At 47.1% G+C, this 20,974-nt stretch carries 18 protein-coding genes; 8 read left to right on the top strand and 10 right to left on the bottom strand.

Annotated features, from left to right (window positions below; all coding sequences use genetic code 11):
- Nucleotides 1–20: 20 nt before the first annotated feature.
- Genes queA through WKT13_RS05770 form a run of 5 tightly spaced genes read right to left on the bottom strand, consistent with a single transcriptional unit; the run spans nucleotide 21 to nucleotide 3,901 of the window.
- On the bottom strand, nucleotides 21–1,187 hold the full coding sequence (gene queA, locus WKT13_RS05750; protein WP_298619726.1) for a tRNA preQ1(34) S-adenosylmethionine ribosyltransferase-isomerase QueA: 1,167 nt from the start codon (nucleotides 1,185–1,187) through the stop codon (nucleotides 21–23).
- 8 nt (nucleotides 1,188–1,195) lie between these two features.
- Nucleotides 1,196–1,903: a tRNA pseudouridine(55) synthase TruB gene (gene truB / locus WKT13_RS05755; protein WP_298619725.1), complete on the bottom strand. Its 708-nt coding sequence runs from the start codon at nucleotides 1,901–1,903 to the stop codon at nucleotides 1,196–1,198.
- Nucleotides 1,904–1,912: 9 nt separating this feature from the next.
- Nucleotides 1,913–2,752, bottom strand: a complete 840-nt coding sequence (locus tag WKT13_RS05760; protein WP_340323213.1) for an undecaprenyl-diphosphate phosphatase — start codon at nucleotides 2,750–2,752, stop codon at nucleotides 1,913–1,915.
- A complete protein-coding gene (locus WKT13_RS05765) occupies nucleotides 2,749–2,994 on the bottom strand; it encodes a DUF3098 domain-containing protein (protein ID WP_298619721.1) in 246 nt (81 codons plus the stop codon). Before WKT13_RS05765 ends, WKT13_RS05760 begins: the two co-directional genes overlap by 4 nt.
- Nucleotides 2,995–3,022: 28 nt before the next feature.
- Nucleotides 3,023–3,901: a cell division protein FtsX gene (locus WKT13_RS05770; RefSeq protein ID WP_298619718.1), complete on the bottom strand. Its 879-nt coding sequence runs from the start codon at nucleotides 3,899–3,901 to the stop codon at nucleotides 3,023–3,025.
- 139 nt (nucleotides 3,902–4,040) lie between these two features.
- On the opposite strand from WKT13_RS05770, the gene WKT13_RS05775 reads away from it, so the two are divergent.
- On the top strand, nucleotides 4,041–4,823 hold the full coding sequence (locus tag WKT13_RS05775) for a radical SAM protein (protein ID WP_340323214.1): 783 nt from the start codon (nucleotides 4,041–4,043) through the stop codon (nucleotides 4,821–4,823).
- Between the two features lie 695 nt (nucleotides 4,824–5,518).
- Here the strand turns inward: WKT13_RS05775 and lpxA are convergent.
- The 5 genes from lpxA to WKT13_RS05800 form a co-directional block, all read right to left on the bottom strand.
- Nucleotides 5,519–6,292, bottom strand: coding sequence for an acyl-ACP--UDP-N-acetylglucosamine O-acyltransferase (lpxA, locus tag WKT13_RS05780; RefSeq protein ID WP_340323215.1), 774 nt, complete (start codon nucleotides 6,290–6,292; stop codon nucleotides 5,519–5,521).
- Nucleotides 6,293–6,408: 116 nt separating this feature from the next.
- A complete protein-coding gene (locus WKT13_RS05785; protein WP_298619712.1) occupies nucleotides 6,409–7,797 on the bottom strand; it encodes an efflux transporter outer membrane subunit in 1,389 nt (462 codons plus the stop codon).
- Nucleotides 7,798–7,799: 2 nt separating this feature from the next.
- Nucleotides 7,800–11,030: an efflux RND transporter permease subunit gene (locus WKT13_RS05790; protein WP_294459656.1), complete on the bottom strand. Its 3,231-nt coding sequence runs from the start codon at nucleotides 11,028–11,030 to the stop codon at nucleotides 7,800–7,802.
- A 51-nt stretch (nucleotides 11,031–11,081) separates the two neighbouring features.
- Entirely contained in the window at nucleotides 11,082–12,278 is a 1,197-nt protein-coding gene (locus tag WKT13_RS05795) for an efflux RND transporter periplasmic adaptor subunit (RefSeq protein ID WP_294459654.1), read from the bottom strand.
- A gap of 232 nt (nucleotides 12,279–12,510) precedes the next feature.
- Complete coding sequence (locus WKT13_RS05800; RefSeq protein ID WP_298619704.1) at nucleotides 12,511–13,935, bottom strand: CCA tRNA nucleotidyltransferase; 1,425 nt, start codon at nucleotides 13,933–13,935, stop codon at nucleotides 12,511–12,513.
- Between the two features lie 847 nt (nucleotides 13,936–14,782).
- Between WKT13_RS05800 and WKT13_RS05805 the strand changes: the two genes are divergently transcribed.
- The 7 genes from WKT13_RS05805 to WKT13_RS05835 all read left to right on the top strand — a co-directional run bounded on the left by WKT13_RS05805 (nucleotide 14,783) and on the right by WKT13_RS05835 (nucleotide 20,756).
- Nucleotides 14,783–15,187, top strand: a complete 405-nt coding sequence (locus tag WKT13_RS05805; RefSeq protein WP_340323216.1) for a hypothetical protein — start codon at nucleotides 14,783–14,785, stop codon at nucleotides 15,185–15,187.
- A gap of 108 nt (nucleotides 15,188–15,295) precedes the next feature.
- The gene (locus tag WKT13_RS05810; RefSeq protein ID WP_298619702.1) at nucleotides 15,296–15,847 is read left to right on the top strand and encodes a DUF1599 domain-containing protein; all 552 of its coding nucleotides are present in this window, start codon (nucleotides 15,296–15,298) and stop codon (nucleotides 15,845–15,847) included.
- Complete coding sequence (locus WKT13_RS05815) at nucleotides 15,844–17,913, top strand: BT_3928 family protein (protein ID WP_340323217.1); 2,070 nt, start codon at nucleotides 15,844–15,846, stop codon at nucleotides 17,911–17,913. Before WKT13_RS05810 ends, WKT13_RS05815 begins: the two co-directional genes overlap by 4 nt.
- A 79-nt stretch (nucleotides 17,914–17,992) precedes the next feature.
- A complete protein-coding gene (locus WKT13_RS05820; RefSeq protein WP_298619697.1) occupies nucleotides 17,993–18,598 on the top strand; it encodes an SPOR domain-containing protein in 606 nt (201 codons plus the stop codon).
- A gap of 62 nt (nucleotides 18,599–18,660) precedes the next feature.
- On the top strand, nucleotides 18,661–19,254 hold the full coding sequence (gene folE, locus WKT13_RS05825; protein ID WP_298619694.1) for a GTP cyclohydrolase I FolE: 594 nt from the start codon (nucleotides 18,661–18,663) through the stop codon (nucleotides 19,252–19,254).
- Nucleotides 19,255–19,325: 71 nt separating this feature from the next.
- Entirely contained in the window at nucleotides 19,326–20,003 is a 678-nt protein-coding gene (locus WKT13_RS05830; RefSeq protein WP_340323218.1) for a DUF4840 domain-containing protein, read from the top strand.
- A 3-nt stretch (nucleotides 20,004–20,006) separates the two neighbouring features.
- A complete protein-coding gene (locus WKT13_RS05835) occupies nucleotides 20,007–20,756 on the top strand; it encodes an exodeoxyribonuclease III (protein ID WP_340323219.1) in 750 nt (249 codons plus the stop codon).
- The last annotated feature ends 218 nt before the right edge of the window (nucleotides 20,757–20,974 follow it).

Below are 20,974 nucleotides of genomic sequence, written 5' to 3' on the forward strand. Positions count from 1 at the left end.
AAAGTCACTGAAGGACTTGATCAATCGTTCACGATGAGAAGCGCATCGCCATAGCATCCGAACATATATCCGTGCTTCACGGCAAGGTTGTAGGCCTCCATTACGATGTCGTAGCCACCGAATGCGGCAACCTGCATGAGCAGTGTTGAGTACGGATGATAGAAATTGGCTATCATCGAATCGGCAAGTCCGAAGTCGTAAGGCGGGAAAATGAACTTGTTGGTCCATCCGTCATACTCCTTGAGCAGTCCGTCCGTGCCTACTGCTGTCTCTGTAGCCTTTACCACACTTGTACCCACTGCACACACATGACGGCCTTCGGCCTTGGTCTTGTTGACAATACGGCAAGCCTCTGCATCGACAAACATCTGCTCAGAATCCATCTTGTGCTTTGTAAGATCCTCAACCTCGATGTCGTGGAAGTTGCCCAATCCGCAATGGAGTGTGATGTATGCAAAATTGATACCCTTTATCTCCATACGCTTCATGAGCTCGCGTGTGAAGTGAAGACCTGTAGCCGGAACGGTGACAGCGCCCTCGTTCTTGGCAAAGATGCACTGATAGTCGCGGAAATCATCCTCTGTTCCGTGATGGTTCTCGCGGCGGTCGATGATGTAACGCGGCAGCGGAGCCTCGCCGAGAGAGTAAAGCTCGCGTTTGAATTCGTCGTGAGGACAGTCGTAGAGGAAACGGAGAGTACGTCCGCGGCTCGTTGTGTTGTCTATAACCTCGGCCACCATCGTACCGCTGTCATCAAAGAACAGCTTGTTGCCAATACGTATCTTGCGCGCCGGTTCAACCAGCACATCCCACAGACGCATCTCTTCGTTGAGTTCGCGTAGCAGGAACACCTCTATCTTTGCATCTGTCTTCTCCTTCGTGCCATAAAGACGTGCAGGGAAAACCTTGGTATCATTGAAAATGAAAGTGTCGTGTTCGTCGAAATAGTCGAGCACATTGCGAAAGTCGAGATACTCACCTTCAATAGGATTGCCGTCGGCATCTTTCTTGAACATGTCGATGGTCTGCGACTTGCGATGGACAACCATCAGTTTGCACTCGTCGCTTCGTGTCACGCGAAACTTTTCTGTCTTTCCCTCAGAGTTGGTAAACTCACGCACAACGCTATGAGGATAGAGTGCGATTTGTTCTTCCGGTAATTTGAATTTAAACTGTGATAGTTTCATTATTATTCTTATTCAATATTTTCGATTTCCTGATTTTCGAGCCACTGTTCCACATCGTCGAGATTCAGACAACGGTCTATTGTCACTTCACCCACACGGGTACGGCATAGTTCGGTGAGATAGGCACCACTGCCAAGCGCCCGGCCGATGTCACGGGCAAGGGCGCGTATGTATGTGCCTTTTCCACAGTTGACGCGTATCTGCATCTGCATGGTTCCGGCATCAAAGCCAGTCAGTTCGATGGAGTCGATATGTATGTTCTTTGGAGTAAGTTCGACGTCCCTGCCCTTGCGCTTCAGTTCATACGCTCTGTTACCGTTTATCTTGCACGCACTGTACGAAGGCGGCACTTGCTGTATGTCGCCCACAAACTGCGGAAGCACCGTCTCGATGGCCTCACGAGTGATATGCGATGTGGGGAATGTTGCGTTGACGGGATGTTCCATGTCGTAACTTGGCGTTGTGGCACCAAGCTGCAACGTGGCTGTATATTCCTTTGAGTGAGCCTGAAGTTCCTCTATACGCTTGGTGGCACGGCCGGTACACAGAATGAGCACGCCCGTAGCGAGCGGATCGAGAGTTCCGGCATGACCGGTCTTGACACGTTTCACGCCGAGACGGCGCGAAATGAGATAGCGCACTCTTGCCAGTGCGCCGAAACTCGACATGCCATAAGGCTTGTTTATTCCTATTATTTCTCCTTTTTGAAAATTCATGCCGGCAGTTTAATCAACCATTTTCAACTCTATGCCACACAATGCGCAGGCAATGATTATAAGGCCGACAATGATGCGATACCATCCGAATGCGGCAAAACCATATTTCGTCACGTAACTGATGAAGAACTTTATGGCGAGAATGGCAACGACAAATGCCACAACCGAACCGAGCAGAAGCATCTCGAGATTATTGCCCTGCGTAAGGAGCGAACCGTCACCATGGCTTATCAGTTTGTAGGTTTCCAGACATGTAGCACCGAACATCGTAGGCACGGCGAGGAAGAATGAAAACTCGGCCGCTGCCTTGCGGGTGAGACGCTGCGACATACCGCCGACAATGGTAGCCATGGAACGCGACACACCAGGTATCATGGAGATGCACTGTATGAGTCCGACAGTGAAGGCACGCTTGTAAGTGAGCTTAGTGTCCTCGCTGCCCTTGTTGAATATGCGGTCGCAGAAAAGCATGAACACACCACCTATTATAAGCATCACAGCCACGAGAGTAACGTTGCCGAGATTTGACTCTATGAAATCATTGAATGCCAGTCCGAGCACCACAGCAGGCAGAACACCCACAACCAGACGGGCATAGAAGTCGTACATTGCCTTCCAATAGGATACGCCGGAGCGTTCTGCCGTGGGATAAAAAAACTTTTTCCAATACAGGCATATCACCGAGAGGATGGCTCCAAACTGTATGATGACCGTGAAAGCCTTGACAAAAGGCGTGCTCTCCACACCAAGCAGGCTTTGGGCTATTATCATGTGACCGGTGGACGACACGGGCAGAAACTCCGTAAGTCCTTCTACTATCGCGATGATGATTGTCTCTAATGCGTTCATTCGGGCAATTTTGCGTTATTGTCTTTCGGTTTGCGGATGATGCCGTAGATGATTGAAACGAATCCTATAAAGCATACGACAGGAGCCACCTTGATGCGGCGCACACTGAAGATATCCTCGGAGAACACGTGTTCATCAGAACCTGAACCGCTCATAAGTATGAAGCCGATGATGACTATCATCATTCCGACAGCCAGAATTATGAAGTTGGTCTTGTCGAACGCAAAATTTCTTTTATCCATATAATATAATGTATGTATTTTGTATTACTTAAATCTTATAAAGGTCGCCGGCCTTCATCTTCAAGAACTTGTTAACCGACAGCGTAGCGCAGAACGCCGTAATAATGATACCGGACAGGAACACGGCACCACCCGTTATGGCAAGCACATCCCATGTGAGCAGATTGAGAATCTCCGGCTCATAATAATAAAGTGCATAGAAACATCCTCCGAGGGCGGCACAGGCCAGAAGCGAGGCTATAAGTCCTATGACAACGGCCTGACGCACGAACGGACGGCGTATGAATCCCCACGACGCGCCCACAAGCTTCATGGTGTGTATGGAGAAACGGCGTGCATAGATGCCGAGCTTCACAGTGTTGTTGATAAGCGAGAACGACACTACAGTGAGCAGAACTGCCAAAGCAAGCAATACAATGCTTATCTTGGCGATATTGGCATTGACTTTCTCTATGAGGTCACGCTGGTATTTCACCTCGCTCACCTTGGGATAACTCTTCAGTTCGCGCGATATGTGGAGAAGCGAATCGTTGTTGGCGTAATCTGCCTTGAGGGTTATCTCTATGGACGAAAGAAACGGATTTGTGTCGGTGAACTCACGCGGATCAGTGCCGAGAGCCTTGATGCCCTCCTTCAGCGCCTGCTCCTTGCTGATGTATTCCAGTTTGTTGATATATGGCTGTTTGCTGAGACGCGAGCAGAACATCTGCGCCTCGCTCGACGACATGTCGTCCTGAAGCATCATCGTAACGACGATATTCTGCTTCACGTATGCCGAAAGATTACGGGCTGTAAGAACCGAAAACACCACCAGACCCAACAAAATAAGCACCAGTGCAGTGCTTATGCAAAGAGTGACAGCCTGCAACCCGTGACGGTCGCCGGACTTTTTCTGTTTCTTTCTCATTTCAGGATAGCGTATAATACTCCAAAATTCGCTGCAAAGTAACAAAAAAAACTGCTCTCATGCAACGGTTTAACTACTATTAACAAAGATGCTACCGATATTTTATTTACCTTTGCCCGACCAAAACAAAATTGGAATTATGGCAACAATAATTTATCCATCGCCCATATTCGGGCCAGTGCACAGCCGCAGACTCGGCATATCGCTGGGCATCAACCTACAACCGGCAGACGGAAAGGTGTGCACATTCGACTGTATCTACTGTGAATGTGGATTCAACGCCGACCACATACCGACACTCCGCCGGCCTTCGCGAGAAGAAGTATCCGAAGCTCTTGAGAGCAGACTGAAACAAATGAAAGCCGAAGGCGAGACACCCGACGTACTGACATTCGCAGGAAACGGCGAACCGACAGGACACCCGCAGTTTGAGGAAATAATAGAGGACACCGTAAGACTGAGGGACAGTTACTTCCCAAACGCCAGAATTTCGGTGCTGAGCAACTCGACGTTCATTCATAGAGAACAGGTGAGACGCGCCCTGATGAAGGTGGACAACAACATTCTGAAACTCGACACCGTCGATCCCGAATACATAGCCATGACAGACCGTCCCACAAGTCGCAACTACGACGTAAGGAAGATAATAGAGGAAATGAAACTGTTTGAAGGCCACATCATCATACAGACAATGTTCATGAAAGGTCGGGATGACAACGGAAACGATGTGGACAACACCGGCGACAAATATGTGGAACCATGGCTAGAAGCCGTGAAAGAAATATGTCCGATGGAAGTAATGATATACACCATCGACCGTGAGACCCCAGAACACGGACTGCAGAAAGCCGGAAAGGAAGAAATGGAGGCCATACGCCGCAGGGTGGAAGAACTCGGCATAGAGTGTACGGCGTCTTACTGACAAAGAAAACAGTATACACAGTACTGCATGATTATGCAATAAAGGTGTAAACAAAATATATAGACATTCTCGTCAAACCGATGAGAATGTCTTTTTTTGTACGAAACTGATGGCACATCCATATTAAGCAAGTATCAGCGTCATTACGCATAAATAGTGTGGCACCAACGGAAAGCTCATTTTCTGCACACAATATGTGCTTTTCCGTTTTTACAGAAAAGCACGTATGACTTACCGGAATGACCTATTCTGTATGATGAAATAATCTTTTCCTCACCGTGATAAGCACCATGCTGCAACACAAAAAATTATATTTGGATGAATAGCATAGCATCCACTATAAGCGAACAGAGCATAATCATATACTAAAACATACAATTCGCACAAAACATCCAATTGAAAACAGTCAGAAAAGCATACGATACACTGTTTTTCACCACGTGTATACATTCCACATTTATATTTATCGGATATTAAATATAAAAACATTTCGCCATCAGAAATGCGTATTTATGCAAAAGAAGTCGGAGACAGTAACATCAGTTTATGCCCAACATTCACTTTCTGCTACCGATGTTCCACATTGAAAAAACATCAGACCAACACGCTGCTCCACCGATGTGGACCGAACATAAAAAAAGGCGCGGCGGCTGTATGCCGTCGCGCCATTGCGCATCGATAATATAATGCATTGTTCAGATCTTTCCTATAATACCGAGCTTTGTTCCGTTTATGAACTCAACGATGTTGCGTATCTCTTCTCCATCAGGAACCTGTTCTTTCACCTGGATAACGGCGTCGAACACTGATGTCTGTCCGTGGAACACCAGACGATAGGCGTTGGCAATATGTGCCTGCACCTTCTCGTTCAGTCCGTAATTGTTGAGCACCGTATAGTTAACACCACCGAAGCTCACAGGGTTGCCGCTTGCCACGATATATGGAGGTATATCCTTGCTGAAACGACATCCGCTCTGCACCATGGATGAACGTCCTACTCTGGTTCCCGGATTGGCGATGACACTTGAAGAGAATATCACGTTGTCGTGTATCTCGCAATCACCGGCAATCTTAGTACCGTATCCGAACACACAACCGTTGCCGATCTTTGTATCGTGCGACACGTGTACACCCTCCATAAGAAAGTTTTTGTTGCCGATAACAGTCTTTCCGTCGCAATAGGTAGCACGGTTGATTACAACGTTCTCACGTATGATATTCTCGTCACCTATAATAAGCTGAGAGTTGTCGCCGCAATAGTTGAAGTCTTGAGGTTCTGCACCGAGCACCGTATTCTGGAACACCTTATTGGCACGACCGAGACGCGTGCCGTTCATTATACTGACGTAAGGGAAAATGACACAGTCGTCGCCGATCTCGACATCGCCTTCTATATATACGAAAGGATATATCGTGACGTTCTTTCCGATTTTCGCCTTAGGATCAATTTCTGCTTTTGGACTAATCATATTATGTTTGTTTTTGTTTTCAGATAAAACATTTGTACATTCTGACGGGCTGTCCTTGTACGGTCTGCTACCAGCGGTAGCGCGACCGGAAAGGCTCAAGTCCGTCTCATGCTAATTTAGTCTCGGCCTCCGCCCAACGCATAATAGAGGTTGACAACGGCCTGCATCTTATAGAAATCGTCCTGCACCTTGGCGAGCTGTGCATTAAGCAGCGACTGCTGGGCAGTGATTATCTCAAGATAGGTGGTTCCCTTAGACTGATGGAACAAATCCTGTGTGTACTTCACATTCTTCTCGAGGCTCTCCACCTGTTTGGCTTCAAGCTTGCTCTTCGCGTCAGACGAGTTATAGAGCACCAGCGCATTGCTCACTTCACTGCCTGCAGAGAGTATGGCGTTCTGCCATGTGTTGTAGGCCTGCTCCTGCTGGGCTTTAGCTACCTTCAATCCGGCAACGAGCTGTCCGTTCATAAATATCGGCTGAACGAGGCTTCCCACTGCACTGAGCAACCATTTGCCAGGATTTACAATACCACCTCCAGCACTGTTGGTGAATGCTCCAGAACCACTGATTGTAATATTAGGATAGAAGCGTGAGCGTGCTGTCTGCACATCGTAGAAGCACTGTGCGAGAGTCATTTCTGCATAGTGAACATCAGGACGGTTGGACAGCATCTGCAGGGCAATACCAGTACTGAACTCTGTAGGTAGTGACTGATCGGCAAGTTTGCCACGTGCAATAGTCTGCGCCGGCTGTCCGAGCAGAAGCGAGAGTGAGTTTTCGGTCTCACGTATCTGACGTTTCAGATCCTCAGCCTGTGCAAGCACTGAGTAATAGTTACTCTCAGCGCTCTGCACACCAGTCTCTCTAACACTACCCAAATCCTTCTGTATTTTCATCTTGTCCCATGTCTCCTTTGTCAGTTCAGCCATGTCATTGACGATGATGAGCTGTTCGTCGAGCATGAGGAGAGTGTAATACATGTTAGCAATATTGCTGATGAGATTGGTTTTCACAACGAGTTGATAGTCTTTAGTTGCGAGAAGAGCCATTTGCGCACTGCGCTTCTGATTCAGAAGATTGCCGAAGAGATCAAGACTCCAGCTTGCCTGTACCGGCAGCGAATATGTCTTTGTGGTCTTGTTGCCATCCCATGAGGATATTGTTCCCTGTGGAGAGAATGTGAACGAAGGCACAAAAGCAAGTTTGGCAGCTGTGAGCTGTGCCTCCACCATCTTCACGTTAAGAGCTGCATTGAGCAGATCGGTGTTGTGTTCAAGGCCTTGTTCTATAAGTGTCTGCAACTGAGGGTCGGTGAATACGCTACGCCATGGCAGATTGCCGAAGCTTGTCGTATCAGATACAGCGAGTGTATCGGTGGGCGAAGCGACGTCGCGCACCAGCCCCGTCGTATTCACTTCCGGACGCTCATACTTGTTGTAGATTCCGCAACTGCTCATGAGAGCAGCTGCAGAAATCAATGTCAATATATTAATCTTTTTCATTTTTACTTTTCGTTTTTCTGCTTTTCTACCGGATGCATGTACTGTAACAGCTCTGTGTCAACCGACGATACTGCATCATCTTCAAACTCAAGCGGTTTCACTTTCTCCTGCAGATACTGGAAGATGTAGAACAGTGCCGGAACAACCATAATCTGACAAAGCATACCAATGAGCATACCGCCAATGGCTGCAGCACCAAGTGTCATGTTTCCGTTGTATCCTACACCCATCGGCATGAGCAAAGGTATAAGTCCGATAATCATCGCCAAAGATGTCATAAGAATAGGACGGAGACGTGCGGTAGCTCCGAGCACGGCCGACCACGACAGAGCCATACCCGTTCGACGGCGTTCAAGAGCGAACTGTACGATAAGAATGGCGTTCTTGGCGAGAAGTCCGATAAGCATGATAAGAGCGATCTGCATGTAAATATCGTTATTCTTTCCAAACATGTTGGTAAAGAGGAATGCACCAGCAAGTCCGAACGGAATTGAGAGAATTACAGACAGAGGCAACAGGTAGCTTTCGTACTGTGCACTCAGAATCAAGTATACGAATGTCAGACAGAGAACAAAGATAAGCATTGTTGAATTGCTTGACTCCTGCTCCGAACGTGTCAGACCAGAGAATTCGTATGTATAACCTGATGGCAGTGAAGAGCTTGCAACCTCAGAAATGGCACGTATAACGTCTCCTGAAGCGTAACCGTCAGCAGGAGCGGCTGTAACGTTGATTGAAGTGAAGAGGTTGAAACGGTCAATCTCCTGCGGACCATAAACCTTCTTCATATTCACAAACTCATTGATAGGAGCCATACCGCTTGAAGTACGTACATATATGTTGTTAAGACTCTTCAGATCGGCACGTGCAGAAGGCTCTGCCTGAATCATCACACGGTATAGTTTTCCGTATGAGTTGAAGTTCGAAGAATACAAACCTCCGTAATATCCCTGCATGGTGGTGAGCACTGTGTTAGGGTCAATGCCACTCTGCTTACACTTGGCAACATCCACATCGATAAGATACTGAGGATACTTTGAGTTGTATGAAGTCATAGCATTGCTTACCTCCGGACGCTTATTGAGCTCTGTGAGGAAGTCCTGTGTCACCTTGAAGAATTTATCCACGTCACCACCTGTACGGTCCTGCATAGAGAAGGTAAGGTCGTTGGTTGCAGAGAAACCTTGCACCATAGGTGGCTGGAACGCCAGAATCTGTGCACCCTTTATGGCAGCAGTCTGTTTATAAATCATTGCAAGTACCATTGAAGAACCTTCGTTGTGCACTCCGATATATTTCAGAATACCTTCCTCAGCCTGTCTTTCCTCAAACGGTTTCAGCTTGATAACGAATGTTCCCTGGTTAGATCCCTGACCAGCGATGAAGTTGTAACCAGTGATACGCAGACGCGACATGATTGCCGGATTGGTTGCGAGCATAGAGTCAACTTTATTCATCACCTCGTTTGTCTTCTCAAGACTGGTTCCCGGAGGTGTTGACACTGTACAGAACAATGTTCCGGTATCCTCGTTTGGCACAAGTCCACTCTTTGTATTCATACCCAATATGGCCATGACAACAATACCAACCACAACAGCTATGATTGAGATGACCGGACGTTCAACAAGTTTACGTACACCATTTCTATATTTATCCTGTACCTTTCCGTAAACCGCGTTGAATGAAACATGGAATCTGTCGATAAAAGACATCTTACGTGGGCTGCCATCCTCGTTCTTCGGCTTAAGCAGTATCGCACACAATGCCGGTGAAAGCGTAAGGGCGTTCAGTGCAGAAATGACGATTGAAATGGCCATTGTAATACCGAACTCCTTATAGAACGTTCCTGATGTTCCTCCTACGAAAGACACAGGAATGAACACTGCCGACATAACGAGAGTAATGGAGATAATGGCTCCGGAAATCTCATTCATCGCATCGATAGATGCCTGACGCGCAGATTTATATCCAAGGTCAAGTTTCGCGTGCACGGCCTCGACCACCACAATGGCATCATCGACGACTATGGCGATGGCAAGCACTAACGCGGCGAGTGTAAGAAGGTTCAAAGAGAAACCAAATACATACAGGAAGAAGAACGTACCGATAAGTGACACAGGCACAGCAACCAACGGAATAAGTGTCGAACGGAAGTCCTGCAAGAAGATGTAAACAACGATGAACACAAGCACGAACGCCTCGAAAAGTGTATGCAAGAGGTCATTGATAGAAGCATAGAGGAACTCGGTTACGTCCTGCATGTACTTGACATCAAGTCCAGGAGGGAAGTTCTTCTTCTGATTTTCTATTTCTTTCTTTACATCCTTCACAATCTGTGTGGCGTTTGAGCCTGCTGTCTGTGTGACCATAAGCATCACACCCGGCTCGCCGTCAACACTTGAGATAACCGAATAATAAAGTCCACCAAGCTCTACACGTGCAACATCCTTTACACGGATGGTCTGGCCGTTCTTGTCGCTTGTGATGATCATGTTACCGAATTCCTCAGCTGTCTTCAGACGTCCTTTGTAACGGATAGTATATTCGTACTGGTTGTCTGAAGATTCACCGAACTTACCAGGAGCGGCTTCGATGTTCTGCTCTGCCAGAATACCTGAAAGGTCACTCGGCATGAGGTTATAGTTCTTCATCTTAATCGGGTCGAGCCACAGACGCATGGTGTAAGTCTTGGCACCCATGGATTCACATCCACCCACACCGTTAACACGCTTGATGGCCGGAACGATGTTGATATCGGCATAATTGGAAAGGAACTGCTCGTCGTAACGGGTCTTATCGCCTACAAGTGCGAAAAGAAGCACAGTAGAAGTCTGACGCTTTTCAACCGTCACACCGGCCTTTGTAACTTCGGCCGGAAGCAAAGAAGATGCCTGAGACACACGGTTCTGAACATTGACCTGTGCCATATCGGCATTCATGCCCTGCTTGAAATACACCGTAATACTTGCAGAACCTTCATTTGTTGCCGCAGAAGTCATGTATGTCATACCTTCTACACCATTGATCTGTTCCTCCAGCGGTGCGAGCACAGAGTTCATCACGGTCTCGGCATTTGCACCTGTATAATAGGCGCGCACCTGAACCGTTGGCGGTGCGATGTCCGGATACTGTTCAATCGGCAGTGAAACCAGACCTATAAGACCCAGAATTACTATCAAAATAGAAATAACAGTTGACAGCACCGGGCGCTTTATAAAATTATCTAATCTCATTTTTGTTAATTTATCATTACCTTTTTATAATATGTGTATAACCTACATGGCTTACTTAGACAAAGCCTTCTTGAGTTCACCGAGGTCACCCTGGCTTGCTCCCAGTTCGGTTGTCTTCTTCAGCTTTTCTGCATACTGAGCCTCTGTGAGCGGTTTGATCTGCATACCGTCAGTCAGTGTGCTTATACCGCTTACAACAATACGGTCGCCAATGTTAAGTCCTTTGGTTATGATATAATTCTTTCCGTCGTTCTGAGCGTTCAAAGATACTTCAGTATATTTCACCTTGTTGTCCTTGCCTACTACATAAACGAAGTTGCGATCCTGTACTTCAGAAACAGCATCCTGAGGTATTATAACAGCATTTGTGCTTTCATGAGGCACTACGATGCTTCCAGAGCCACCACTCTTGAGCAGGTTTTCCGGATTCGGGAAGTCAGCTCTTATAGAAACAGAACCTGTTGACGAATCGATAACTCCGCTCACTGCAGCCACACGGCCAGGATGAGCATACATCGTTCCGTCGGCAAGCTGCAGTTTGACAGCAGGATAATCGCTTATCGCAGCGTGCAGACCACCAGAAGTTCTTGTCATGTCGAGAAGGTCTTTTTCTGTCATTGAGAAATAAACCTGCATTGTCTTGATGTTCGAAATTGTCGTAAGAGGCTCCTGACTTGAAGAGCTTACGAGCGCTCCTACACGATAAGGCAGATTGCCAACAACTCCGGCCGACGGGCTCTTAATATAGCAGAAGTCGAGATTCTGCTTTGCTGAAACATAGTTAGCCTGTGCCTGTGCCAGTGCAGCTTCGGCTGACTCATACGAGTTCTTGGCTGACTGCAGTTCGTAATCACCGATGACGTTGCTCTGGAAGAGCTTCTGACTGTTCTCATAAGTCAGTTTTGAAGTATTGAGCTGAGCCTTGGCTGAATTAACGGCTGCCTTGGCCTGACGTACGGCTGCTGCGTATGTGACGTTGTCTATGACAAAGAGCAACTGTCCTGCCTTAACGGTCTGGCCTTCCTTAACACACATTTTTGTTATGAAGCCCGAAATTTTCGGACGAATCTCAACATCCTGAACACCCTTTATAACTGCCGGGTAGGTTGTTTGCAGACTTGCACTCTGGCCCTGGATTGTTCTTACGGCATATTCATTATCTCCAAAACCAGGCTTACCCTGATTTCCGCCACAAGAAACGAGAACTGCGGCCAAAGCTGCCGTCAGTAAGTAATTAATTTTTCTCATACTATTTATAACACTATAAAAAATTATTTTTCTCTCTTCTTTAATCATAAATTCAATCGACAACATCATCGGTTTTGACCATCGCTGTTATCCTCCCAAATTTTGTGTCCTATTGAGAAAACTCCATATGTATGCCGGAGTTTTCGAGCGCAAAGTTAAATACAATAATTATAAATAGGATAAATCGGTCCTCAAATTTAACAACAATTATTCTGTCCTTAACAACTTTTGGCTACAGTAACTGCATACTCCGAGCTTTTTCCATAAGCAATTTCATCAACGGTTCGCGCTCATTGGGTACCTTATTGTCGAGCACAGCATCCTTGAGAGTCTGCTTCAGAATTCCCACCTGAGGACACGGCTGGAGGTGGAACATCTCCATAATCTCATTGCCATCGATACACGGCTGAAGAAGACGCTTATAGTCACGTTCCTTGAGATCGGCGAGCTTCTCGCGTACAATGCGGAAATTATCGAGAAAACGTTGTTTACGCATGCTGTTACGACTCGTTATGTCGGCCTCACAGAGTGTCATCAGGTCGTCAATATCGTCGCCGGCATCGTTCAGCAGACGTCGCACTGCACTGTCGGTCACCTCCTCGTCGGCAATGACTATAGGACGCATGTGAAGATCGACAAGCTTCTGCACATACTTCATCTTGGCATCCATCGGCAGTTTGAGACGTCTGAAAATCTGCGGCACCATCTTCGCACCAACGAAGTTATGATTATGAAAGGTCCATCCTGCCACAGGATCCCACCGCTTACTGCGCGGTTTGCCCACATCATGCAGCAGCGCCGCCCATCTCAACCAGAGGCCGGCACCCTGTCGACTGACGTTGTCCACCACCTCAAGCGTATGATAAAAATTGTTCTTATGAGCCTTGCCGTTGCGCGTCTCCACTACATCAAGAGCCACGAGTTCGGGCAATAGCTGCGACATGAGAGTACTGCGGTGCAGCTCCATTAGACCGCGGCTGGGCGCATCGGTCATCATAATCTTGTTGAGTTCGTCGGATATACGCTCACCGCTCACGATGGACATGCGCGAAGCATTGCGTTCAAGAGCATCAAATGTCTCCTCATCGATGAGAAACTTGAGCTGAGCCGAAAATCTTACACAACGGAGCATGCGCAGAGGATCGTCCGAGAAAGTAATGTCCGGATCGAGCGGTGTACGAAGAATGCCGTCCTCCAGATCAGCCAGTCCGTCAAAAGGATCGACCAGTTCTCCGAAACGTTCCTCGTTGAGACAGATAGCCAAAGCATTGACGGTGAAGTCACGACGGTTCTGGTCGTCCTCCAGCGTACCGTCCTCCACCACAGGCTTGCGCGAGTCGTGGCTGTAGCTCTCACGCCTTGCACCGACAAATTCCACCTCAATATCCTTGTATTTCACCTGTGCTGTGCCGAAATTGCGGAACACGGAAATATGCGCCTTGCGTCCGAGACGCTGTTTCAGCGCGTCGGCCACCTGTATGCCGCTGCCAACCACAACTACATCTATGTCGTTTGACGGGCGCTCCAGGAATATGTCGCGCACATATCCGCCCACAACATAGCACTCCATGCCCAGCGAGTCGGCCGCATTGCCTATTTCGTGAAAAATGTCCTTGTCAAGAATTTGTGCCAGTTCGGCATCAGAATATATCCTCATTTCAATCTTTTTGTTTTAATGTCTGTTACGAAATAATAAAAACAATAACAATCTGCAAAGTTAACTTAAAAATTTTACATTGAGAAGCATTGCGCAACAAAGTTGCGACCCTGCGTACATACGTGTGCAGGGCAACAGACCGTCAAACACAGAACATGGAACAGGAGACACTCATATCGTTATGCGTAATAGAACAATCATAAAAGTCCAATTCTTAAAATTTGGCACCCCAGAAATTCGTTCTGCGTAACGAAACACGTCCCAAAGGCAAAATTCTCCATTTTTCAAATATCCACGCACCACACTGACCATCAAGCCATTACAATCAGCACAATCTTCAATTACAAATCTTCGGCAATACAGAAAAGCCTTTCTGAGCATACAATAAAGACCATTTCACGCTGTAATAAAGGCGATATTATGCCATGAAAAAGACTGTATTGCACCCTAAAACGGGCTTTTCCATAATCTCACTCCGTGCAAAGCATCCGATGACACATGGTTCGACGGTCTGTCGAACAGATTTTGCGACGTTTCTGAACACAGAATACAAGATTCTCACAAAGAAAAATCGCGATACGTTTTAACTTAAAAATGTTAATATAACTCCCATATACCATCCACAGACACCACATCTGCATGCCGTACGAAAACCGGTTGGAACGCATAGCTACCCACTACCCCATACCTCTACATCCGCACAGTTGACAACTCGCTAAAACATCGTCATGAAATAAAAAAATCAAAAAAAAGCCGTAAAAAACGCGGCAAATTATAAAGATATTAAAATCTTGAGCCCACAGGCAGTGCATTAATGAATTATTTTATACTTTTGCGGCTGAAATTTATGAAGTATCTTCTTACCATAATGCTGATTGTGACGTTCGCCGGATGCACCGAATCCGACGACCAGAAGGCCGCACCCATGCTTGCGAAGATAGATTCGCTCTACGAGAAAGGACGCTACAAGGAAGTGCTCGACTCCATTGTGTCGCTGCGCACCACCTACCCCTCGGCAGTCGAAACACGCAAGAAAGCACTCGTGATATGGCAGAACGCATCGCTGAAGATAGCACAGGAAGACGTGGCACGCACCGACGTGATGCTACAGGAGACACTGCGCAAGATTGAAGCCGAAACCGACCTGGGCAAGGCCAACCTGCTGCGTGTGAAGCGCGACTCGCTCAAGGCACGCTACGAAGCAATGTGCGGAGTGGTCAAGATGATACACATGCGTCAGAAAGAACTTTGAGAAACGCTCACAAGACAGCCAAGCGCACAACGGCTGTCGCCTTTTAATGTTTTCATTTCCGCAATTATTTGTATCATAAGAATAAAATGAGTATATTTGTAGCCGGTTATGAATACAACGAAAACTGAAGAACAATTCAAGCACGTCATGCAGGAATGCCACGACCTCTTCGCCGGCAAGCTGCACGACTACGGTGCTTCGTGGCGCATGCTGCGGCCGTCGTCGCTCACCGACCAGCTCTACATAAAAGCCAAACGCATACGCTCGCTCGAGATAAAGAAGACATCACTGGTGGGCGAAGGCATAAGGCCGGAATTCATAGCACTCATCAACTACGGCATCATAGGGCTGATACAGCTCGAACAGGGATTTGCCGACCATACAGACATGAGCCCCGACGAGGCCCTGCGCCTCTACGAACGGCATGCCGCCGAATCGCTGCAGCTCATGCTGAAAAAGAACCACGACTACGACGAGGCGTGGCGCTCAATGCGCGTAAGCAGCTACACCGACTTCATTCTGACCAAAATACAACGCGTCAAGGAGATAGAGGATCTCAACGGTGAGACGCTCGTCTCCGAAGGAATCGCCTCCAACTACATGGACATCATCAACTATGCTGTGTTCGGAGCGATAAAACTGGCTGAAGACAAAGAATGAGATACGCAGCTATCATACTCACAAACGTGTGTCGGCTCGTACTGTCGGTGACTTTCATTCTATCAGGATACGTGAAAGCCATCGATCCGCTCGGCACACAATACAAAATAAAAGACTATCTGGAAGCACTGTCGCTCTACGGAGTGTTTCCCGACTGGCTCACGTTGTCAGCATCAGTCATGCTCTCCGCAGTCGAATTCACGCTGGGCATACTCCTGCTGTTCGCCATACAGCGCCGCGTCATCTCAAGAACCATTCTCGCACTCATGATTGTGATGACGGTCATCACCGTATGGATATTCTTCTACAATCCGGTGCAGGACTGCGGATGTTTCGGCGATGCACTCAAGCTCACCAACGGCGAAACTCTGGCCAAGAATATCGTGCTGACACTCTGCGCCGCAACCGTCGCCGCACGTCCCATGGAGATGCCGAGACTCATATCGAAGACCAACCAGTGGATTGTCATCAACTACACCATCATCTTCGTATTTCTCACCAGCCTGATAAGCCTCTACACTCTGCCCAAATTCGATTTTCGTCCCTATCACGTGGGAGCAGACATAAAGAAAGGTATGGAGATCCCCGAGGGCGCACCACAACCTGAGTTTGAGACAACATTCATACTGAAGAAGAACGGAGTGACCAAGGAATTCACACTCGAAAACTATCCGGATTCCACTTGGGAGTTTGTCGACAGCAAGACAGTGCAGACCGCAACAGGCTACGTGCCGCCGATACACGACTTCTCCATAACACTCAACACCACAGGAGAGGACATCACGCAGCAGGTGCTCGACGACAAGGGCTATACATTCCTGCTCATATCTCCGCTGCTTGAGTATGCCGATGACAGCAACTTCGGAAACATCGATCAGATATACGAATACGCACAGGACCACAACGTGCCTTTCTACTGCCTCACAGCCAGCGGCGGAAAAGCCATAAGACGGTGGCAGGAACTCACCGGAGCAGAATATCCGTTCTGCACAACAGACGAGACAACTCTCAAAACAATAATACGCAGCAATCCCGGACTGCTCTTGCTGAAAGACGGTAAGGTGATAAGAAAGTGGAGTCACAACATGCTGCCCGACACCGAAAAAATGACCCAACCGCTCGAGAAACTTGAGATAGGACAGATGGATCAGACGTCAACAACATCGAAAATACTCGAAATAATGATGTGGTTCGTTCTGCCTCTGGCTCTCCTCACACTCGCCGACCGGACTTGGGCATGGACCAAGTGGATAAAGAAAGAACGCAACAAAAACAAGTTATACAAACTCTTTAAACACAAAAAAATGAGAAAGAAAATTGTAGCAGGTAACTGGAAAATGAACATGAACCTGCAAGAAGGCGTTGCTCTGGCTAATGAGCTCAACGAAACACTTAACGCAGAAAAACCAAACTGCGGCGTGATCATCTGCACTCCGTTCATACATCTGGCTTCTGTAGCACAGGTACTCAATCAGGACGTTATCGGACTGGGAGCTGAAAACTGCGCAGACAAGGAGAAAGGTGCATACACTGGCGAAGTTTCTGCCGAAATGGTAAAGAGCACTGGCGCACAGTATGTAATCCTCGGACACTCTGAAAGACGTCAGTACTACAACGAGACTCCGGAAATTCTGAAAGAGAAAGTGCTCCTCGCACTGAAGAACGGACTGAAAGTCATCTTCTGCATCGGCGAAACTCTCGAAGAGCGCGAGGCCAACAAGCAAAACGAAGTTGTAAAGGCTGAACTCGAAGGCAGCGTATTCAACCTCAGCGCTGAAGAGTTCAAGAACATCATTATCGCTTACGAGCCAATCTGGGCTATCGGTACAGGCAAGACCGCTACAGCTGAGCAGGCTGAAGAAATACACGCATACATCCGCAGCATCGTAGCTGAGAAATACGGCAACGAGACAGCAGAGGACACAACTATCCTCTACGGCGGAAGCTGCAAGGCAAGCAATGCTCCTGAGCTGTTCGCAAAACCTGACATCGACGGTGGACTCATCGGTGGCGCTTCTCTGAAAGCCGCTGACTTCAAAGGCATCATCGACGCTTGGAAGAAATAATCTGAATCAATAAAAAACAGGCGGACCGGCATCGAATCACAGTGCCGGGCCGCCATTTTACAAAACCCATACACACAAGATGAAACGATTCGTCATAATCCTTACTCTCACATTTGCAGTAGCAGCTCTGGGCAACGCACAGACCTATCTGCAACACCTGCAGGAAAAAAGAAACGGACAGGGTAACGTAACGGTGACACAAAGCAAAGAGATTGACGAATTGGTGAACAAAGCCAACACACTCTCCGTCAATACGCCTCCTGCAACAGTAAAGCAAAGCGAAAAGACTTCCGGTGGCACAGAACACAAAAAAGACGCCGCTCAACCGGAAAAGACAACCGCAACCGAAGGTATTCACGACATGAATGAGGAAGCGGAAAGTCCGGTCGTGGACACACGTAAGAAGGTCATGCGCAAAAGCTATAAGGTCGACGGATACAGAGTTCAGGTATTTGCCGGAGGCAACTCAAGAAACGACAAAGTAAAGGCACAGCGCATAGGCAACGATATCAAGCAGGCATTCCCCGAACAGCCGGTCTATGTGCACTTCTATTCTCCGAGATGGATATGCCGTATCGGCAACTTCAGAACATTCGAAGAAGCCAACAACATACTGCACCAGATTCAGAAAATGGGCTACAAACAGGCGTGCATCGTAAGCGGAAAGATAACTGTACCTTATTAAATAAGTAATTTCATAAAGTCGTGTATGAAGGCAACAGGCATATACGATAAACACATCACACAATGAATCCCGAAACAGAATACCGCGAGGGCCTCGAAGAACTCGCAGCAAACTACAAGAATATACTACAGCTTCTCGGCGAAGACACCGAGCGTGACGGACTTCAGAAAACTCCCATGCGGGTGGCAAAAGCCATGCAGGTGCTCACACGCGGATATACGCAAGACCCGCATAAAGTGCTTACAGACGCGCTGTTTGAGGAGAAATACAACCAGATGGTGATTGTAAAGGACATCGATTTCTTCTCTATGTGCGAACATCACATGCTTCCGTTCTACGGAAAGGCGCACGTGGCATATATCCCTAACGGCTATATCACCGGACTGAGCAAGATTGCACGCGTGGTCGACATATACAGTCACAGGCTTCAGGTTCAGGAACGACTTACACAACAGATAAAAGATTGCATCCAGAGCACATTGCATCCGCTCGGCGTAATGGTGGTGATCGAGGCAAAACACATGTGCATGCAGATGCGAGGAGTGGAAAAACAGAACTCAATAACAACGACAAGCGACTTCAGCGGAGCGTTCAACCAGGCCAAGACAAGAGAGGAATTCATGAACCTTCTGAGAGGAGAATCAAAAAAAATATAATATTTCATGCAAGATAAATTCACATCGTGCATTATAATATTATATACCAAAATAAAAATTAAATAAACAATATGAAAAATTTAAAATCTTTTACCGTTGCACTATTCTTATCCATTGTAACAGCATTCTCAGTTTCTTCATGTCTTGAAACAGAAAATACCGGTAATCCTTATCCGGAATTATCACTCAGCGACTCAATCGAAGCCGTAAACAATGCACTCGGCTCTTATACCGGAAAATTATACTACATAGACCCGACAAAGCCTTCCATCGACAGAGAAGACTCACTCGATATAAGCTGGAAAATAGAGAAAGAAGGAATGACAAGAGGTTATATGACAACCGAAAACTTCCCTATCAAGCCACTGGCACTCTATGTCACCAACACCACAAGCATGGACAAGTCTAAAGAAATACTGGACTCTGCGCCAAATCAGACTTATACCACCAGTGTTGTGCCTTATCTCAAGCTTGAAGTTTCAAACTCACTGTTCTTCCAGTACTCCATTCTTCCGAAGAAGAAAGACATGACATTCTATGTTGACTATAACGGCTCATCACATAGAGTAACAGTTACATTCGCAGAATACATCACTGATGCATCTGGCTACTACTATTATCCTGTTGCCTACAAGAAGGACAAACTGTTCCAGGGCAATATCATAATTGACAAGGTGACAGTTGACGCTACAGAACATGAAATAGGAACTGTCTTTGGAATAAAAGGTCATCAAACAATTATTGAATAAACGATGAAGTTCATTTCTTGGAACGTAAACGGCCTCAGGGCATGCATTACAAAGGGCTTTGAAGATTCTTTCAAAGCCCTTGATGCTGATTTTTTCTGTCTGCAGGAGACTAAGCTACAGGAAGGACAGACCGATCTGAAGTTTGAAGGATACGATTCTTACTGGAACTATGCAGACAAGAAAGGATATTCGGGTACGGCAATTTTCACAAAGCACAAGCCTTTGAGCGTAAGCTATGGAATCGGCATTGACGAACACGACCATGAAGGACGTGTCATCACTCTCGAAATGGAAGATTTCTTTCTCGTCACTGTCTATACGCCGAACTCTCAGGACGGACTGCGCCGCCTCGATTACCGAATGAAATGGGAAGACGATTTCCAGGCATATATAAAGGCTCTCGATGAAAGAAAACCGGTGATAATATGCGGTGACCTGAATGTCGCACATGAGGAGATCGACCTTAAGAATCCTAAAACAAACAGGATGAACGCCGGCTTCACAGACCAGGAAAGAGAGAAAATGACAGTCTTCCTCAACAGAGGATTCGTCGATACATTCAGAAACAAGTATCCCGACACCGTGAAATATTCATGGTGGTCATACAGATTCAAGGCCAGAGAGAAGAACGCCGGGTGGCGTATCGATTATTTCCTGATATCCGACAGACTGAAAGAACGCATGCGCGACGCTCTCATCCACAACGATATCTTCGGAAGCGACCACTGTCCTGTAGAACTCATTATAGAATGACAAAAGGCAGGAAACGGCCTTACCTTCTCATAGAAAACTGACAAAAATACTTCGGCGGACCTGTTCTGACATTTCAGACACAGGTCCGCCGAAGTATTTTATTATATCTTTCACCTCACCAGATGTACTTTGCCGCTAAGCCATACAGGCAGTTCTGGTCAGTCATACGGGCTTTCCGGCCATGCATTACCAAACAATTCTCCTCATGGTAAGAACGG

Source organism: Prevotella sp. HCN-7019 (assembly GCF_037890215.1).
Classification (GTDB): domain Bacteria; phylum Bacteroidota; class Bacteroidia; order Bacteroidales; family Bacteroidaceae; genus Prevotella.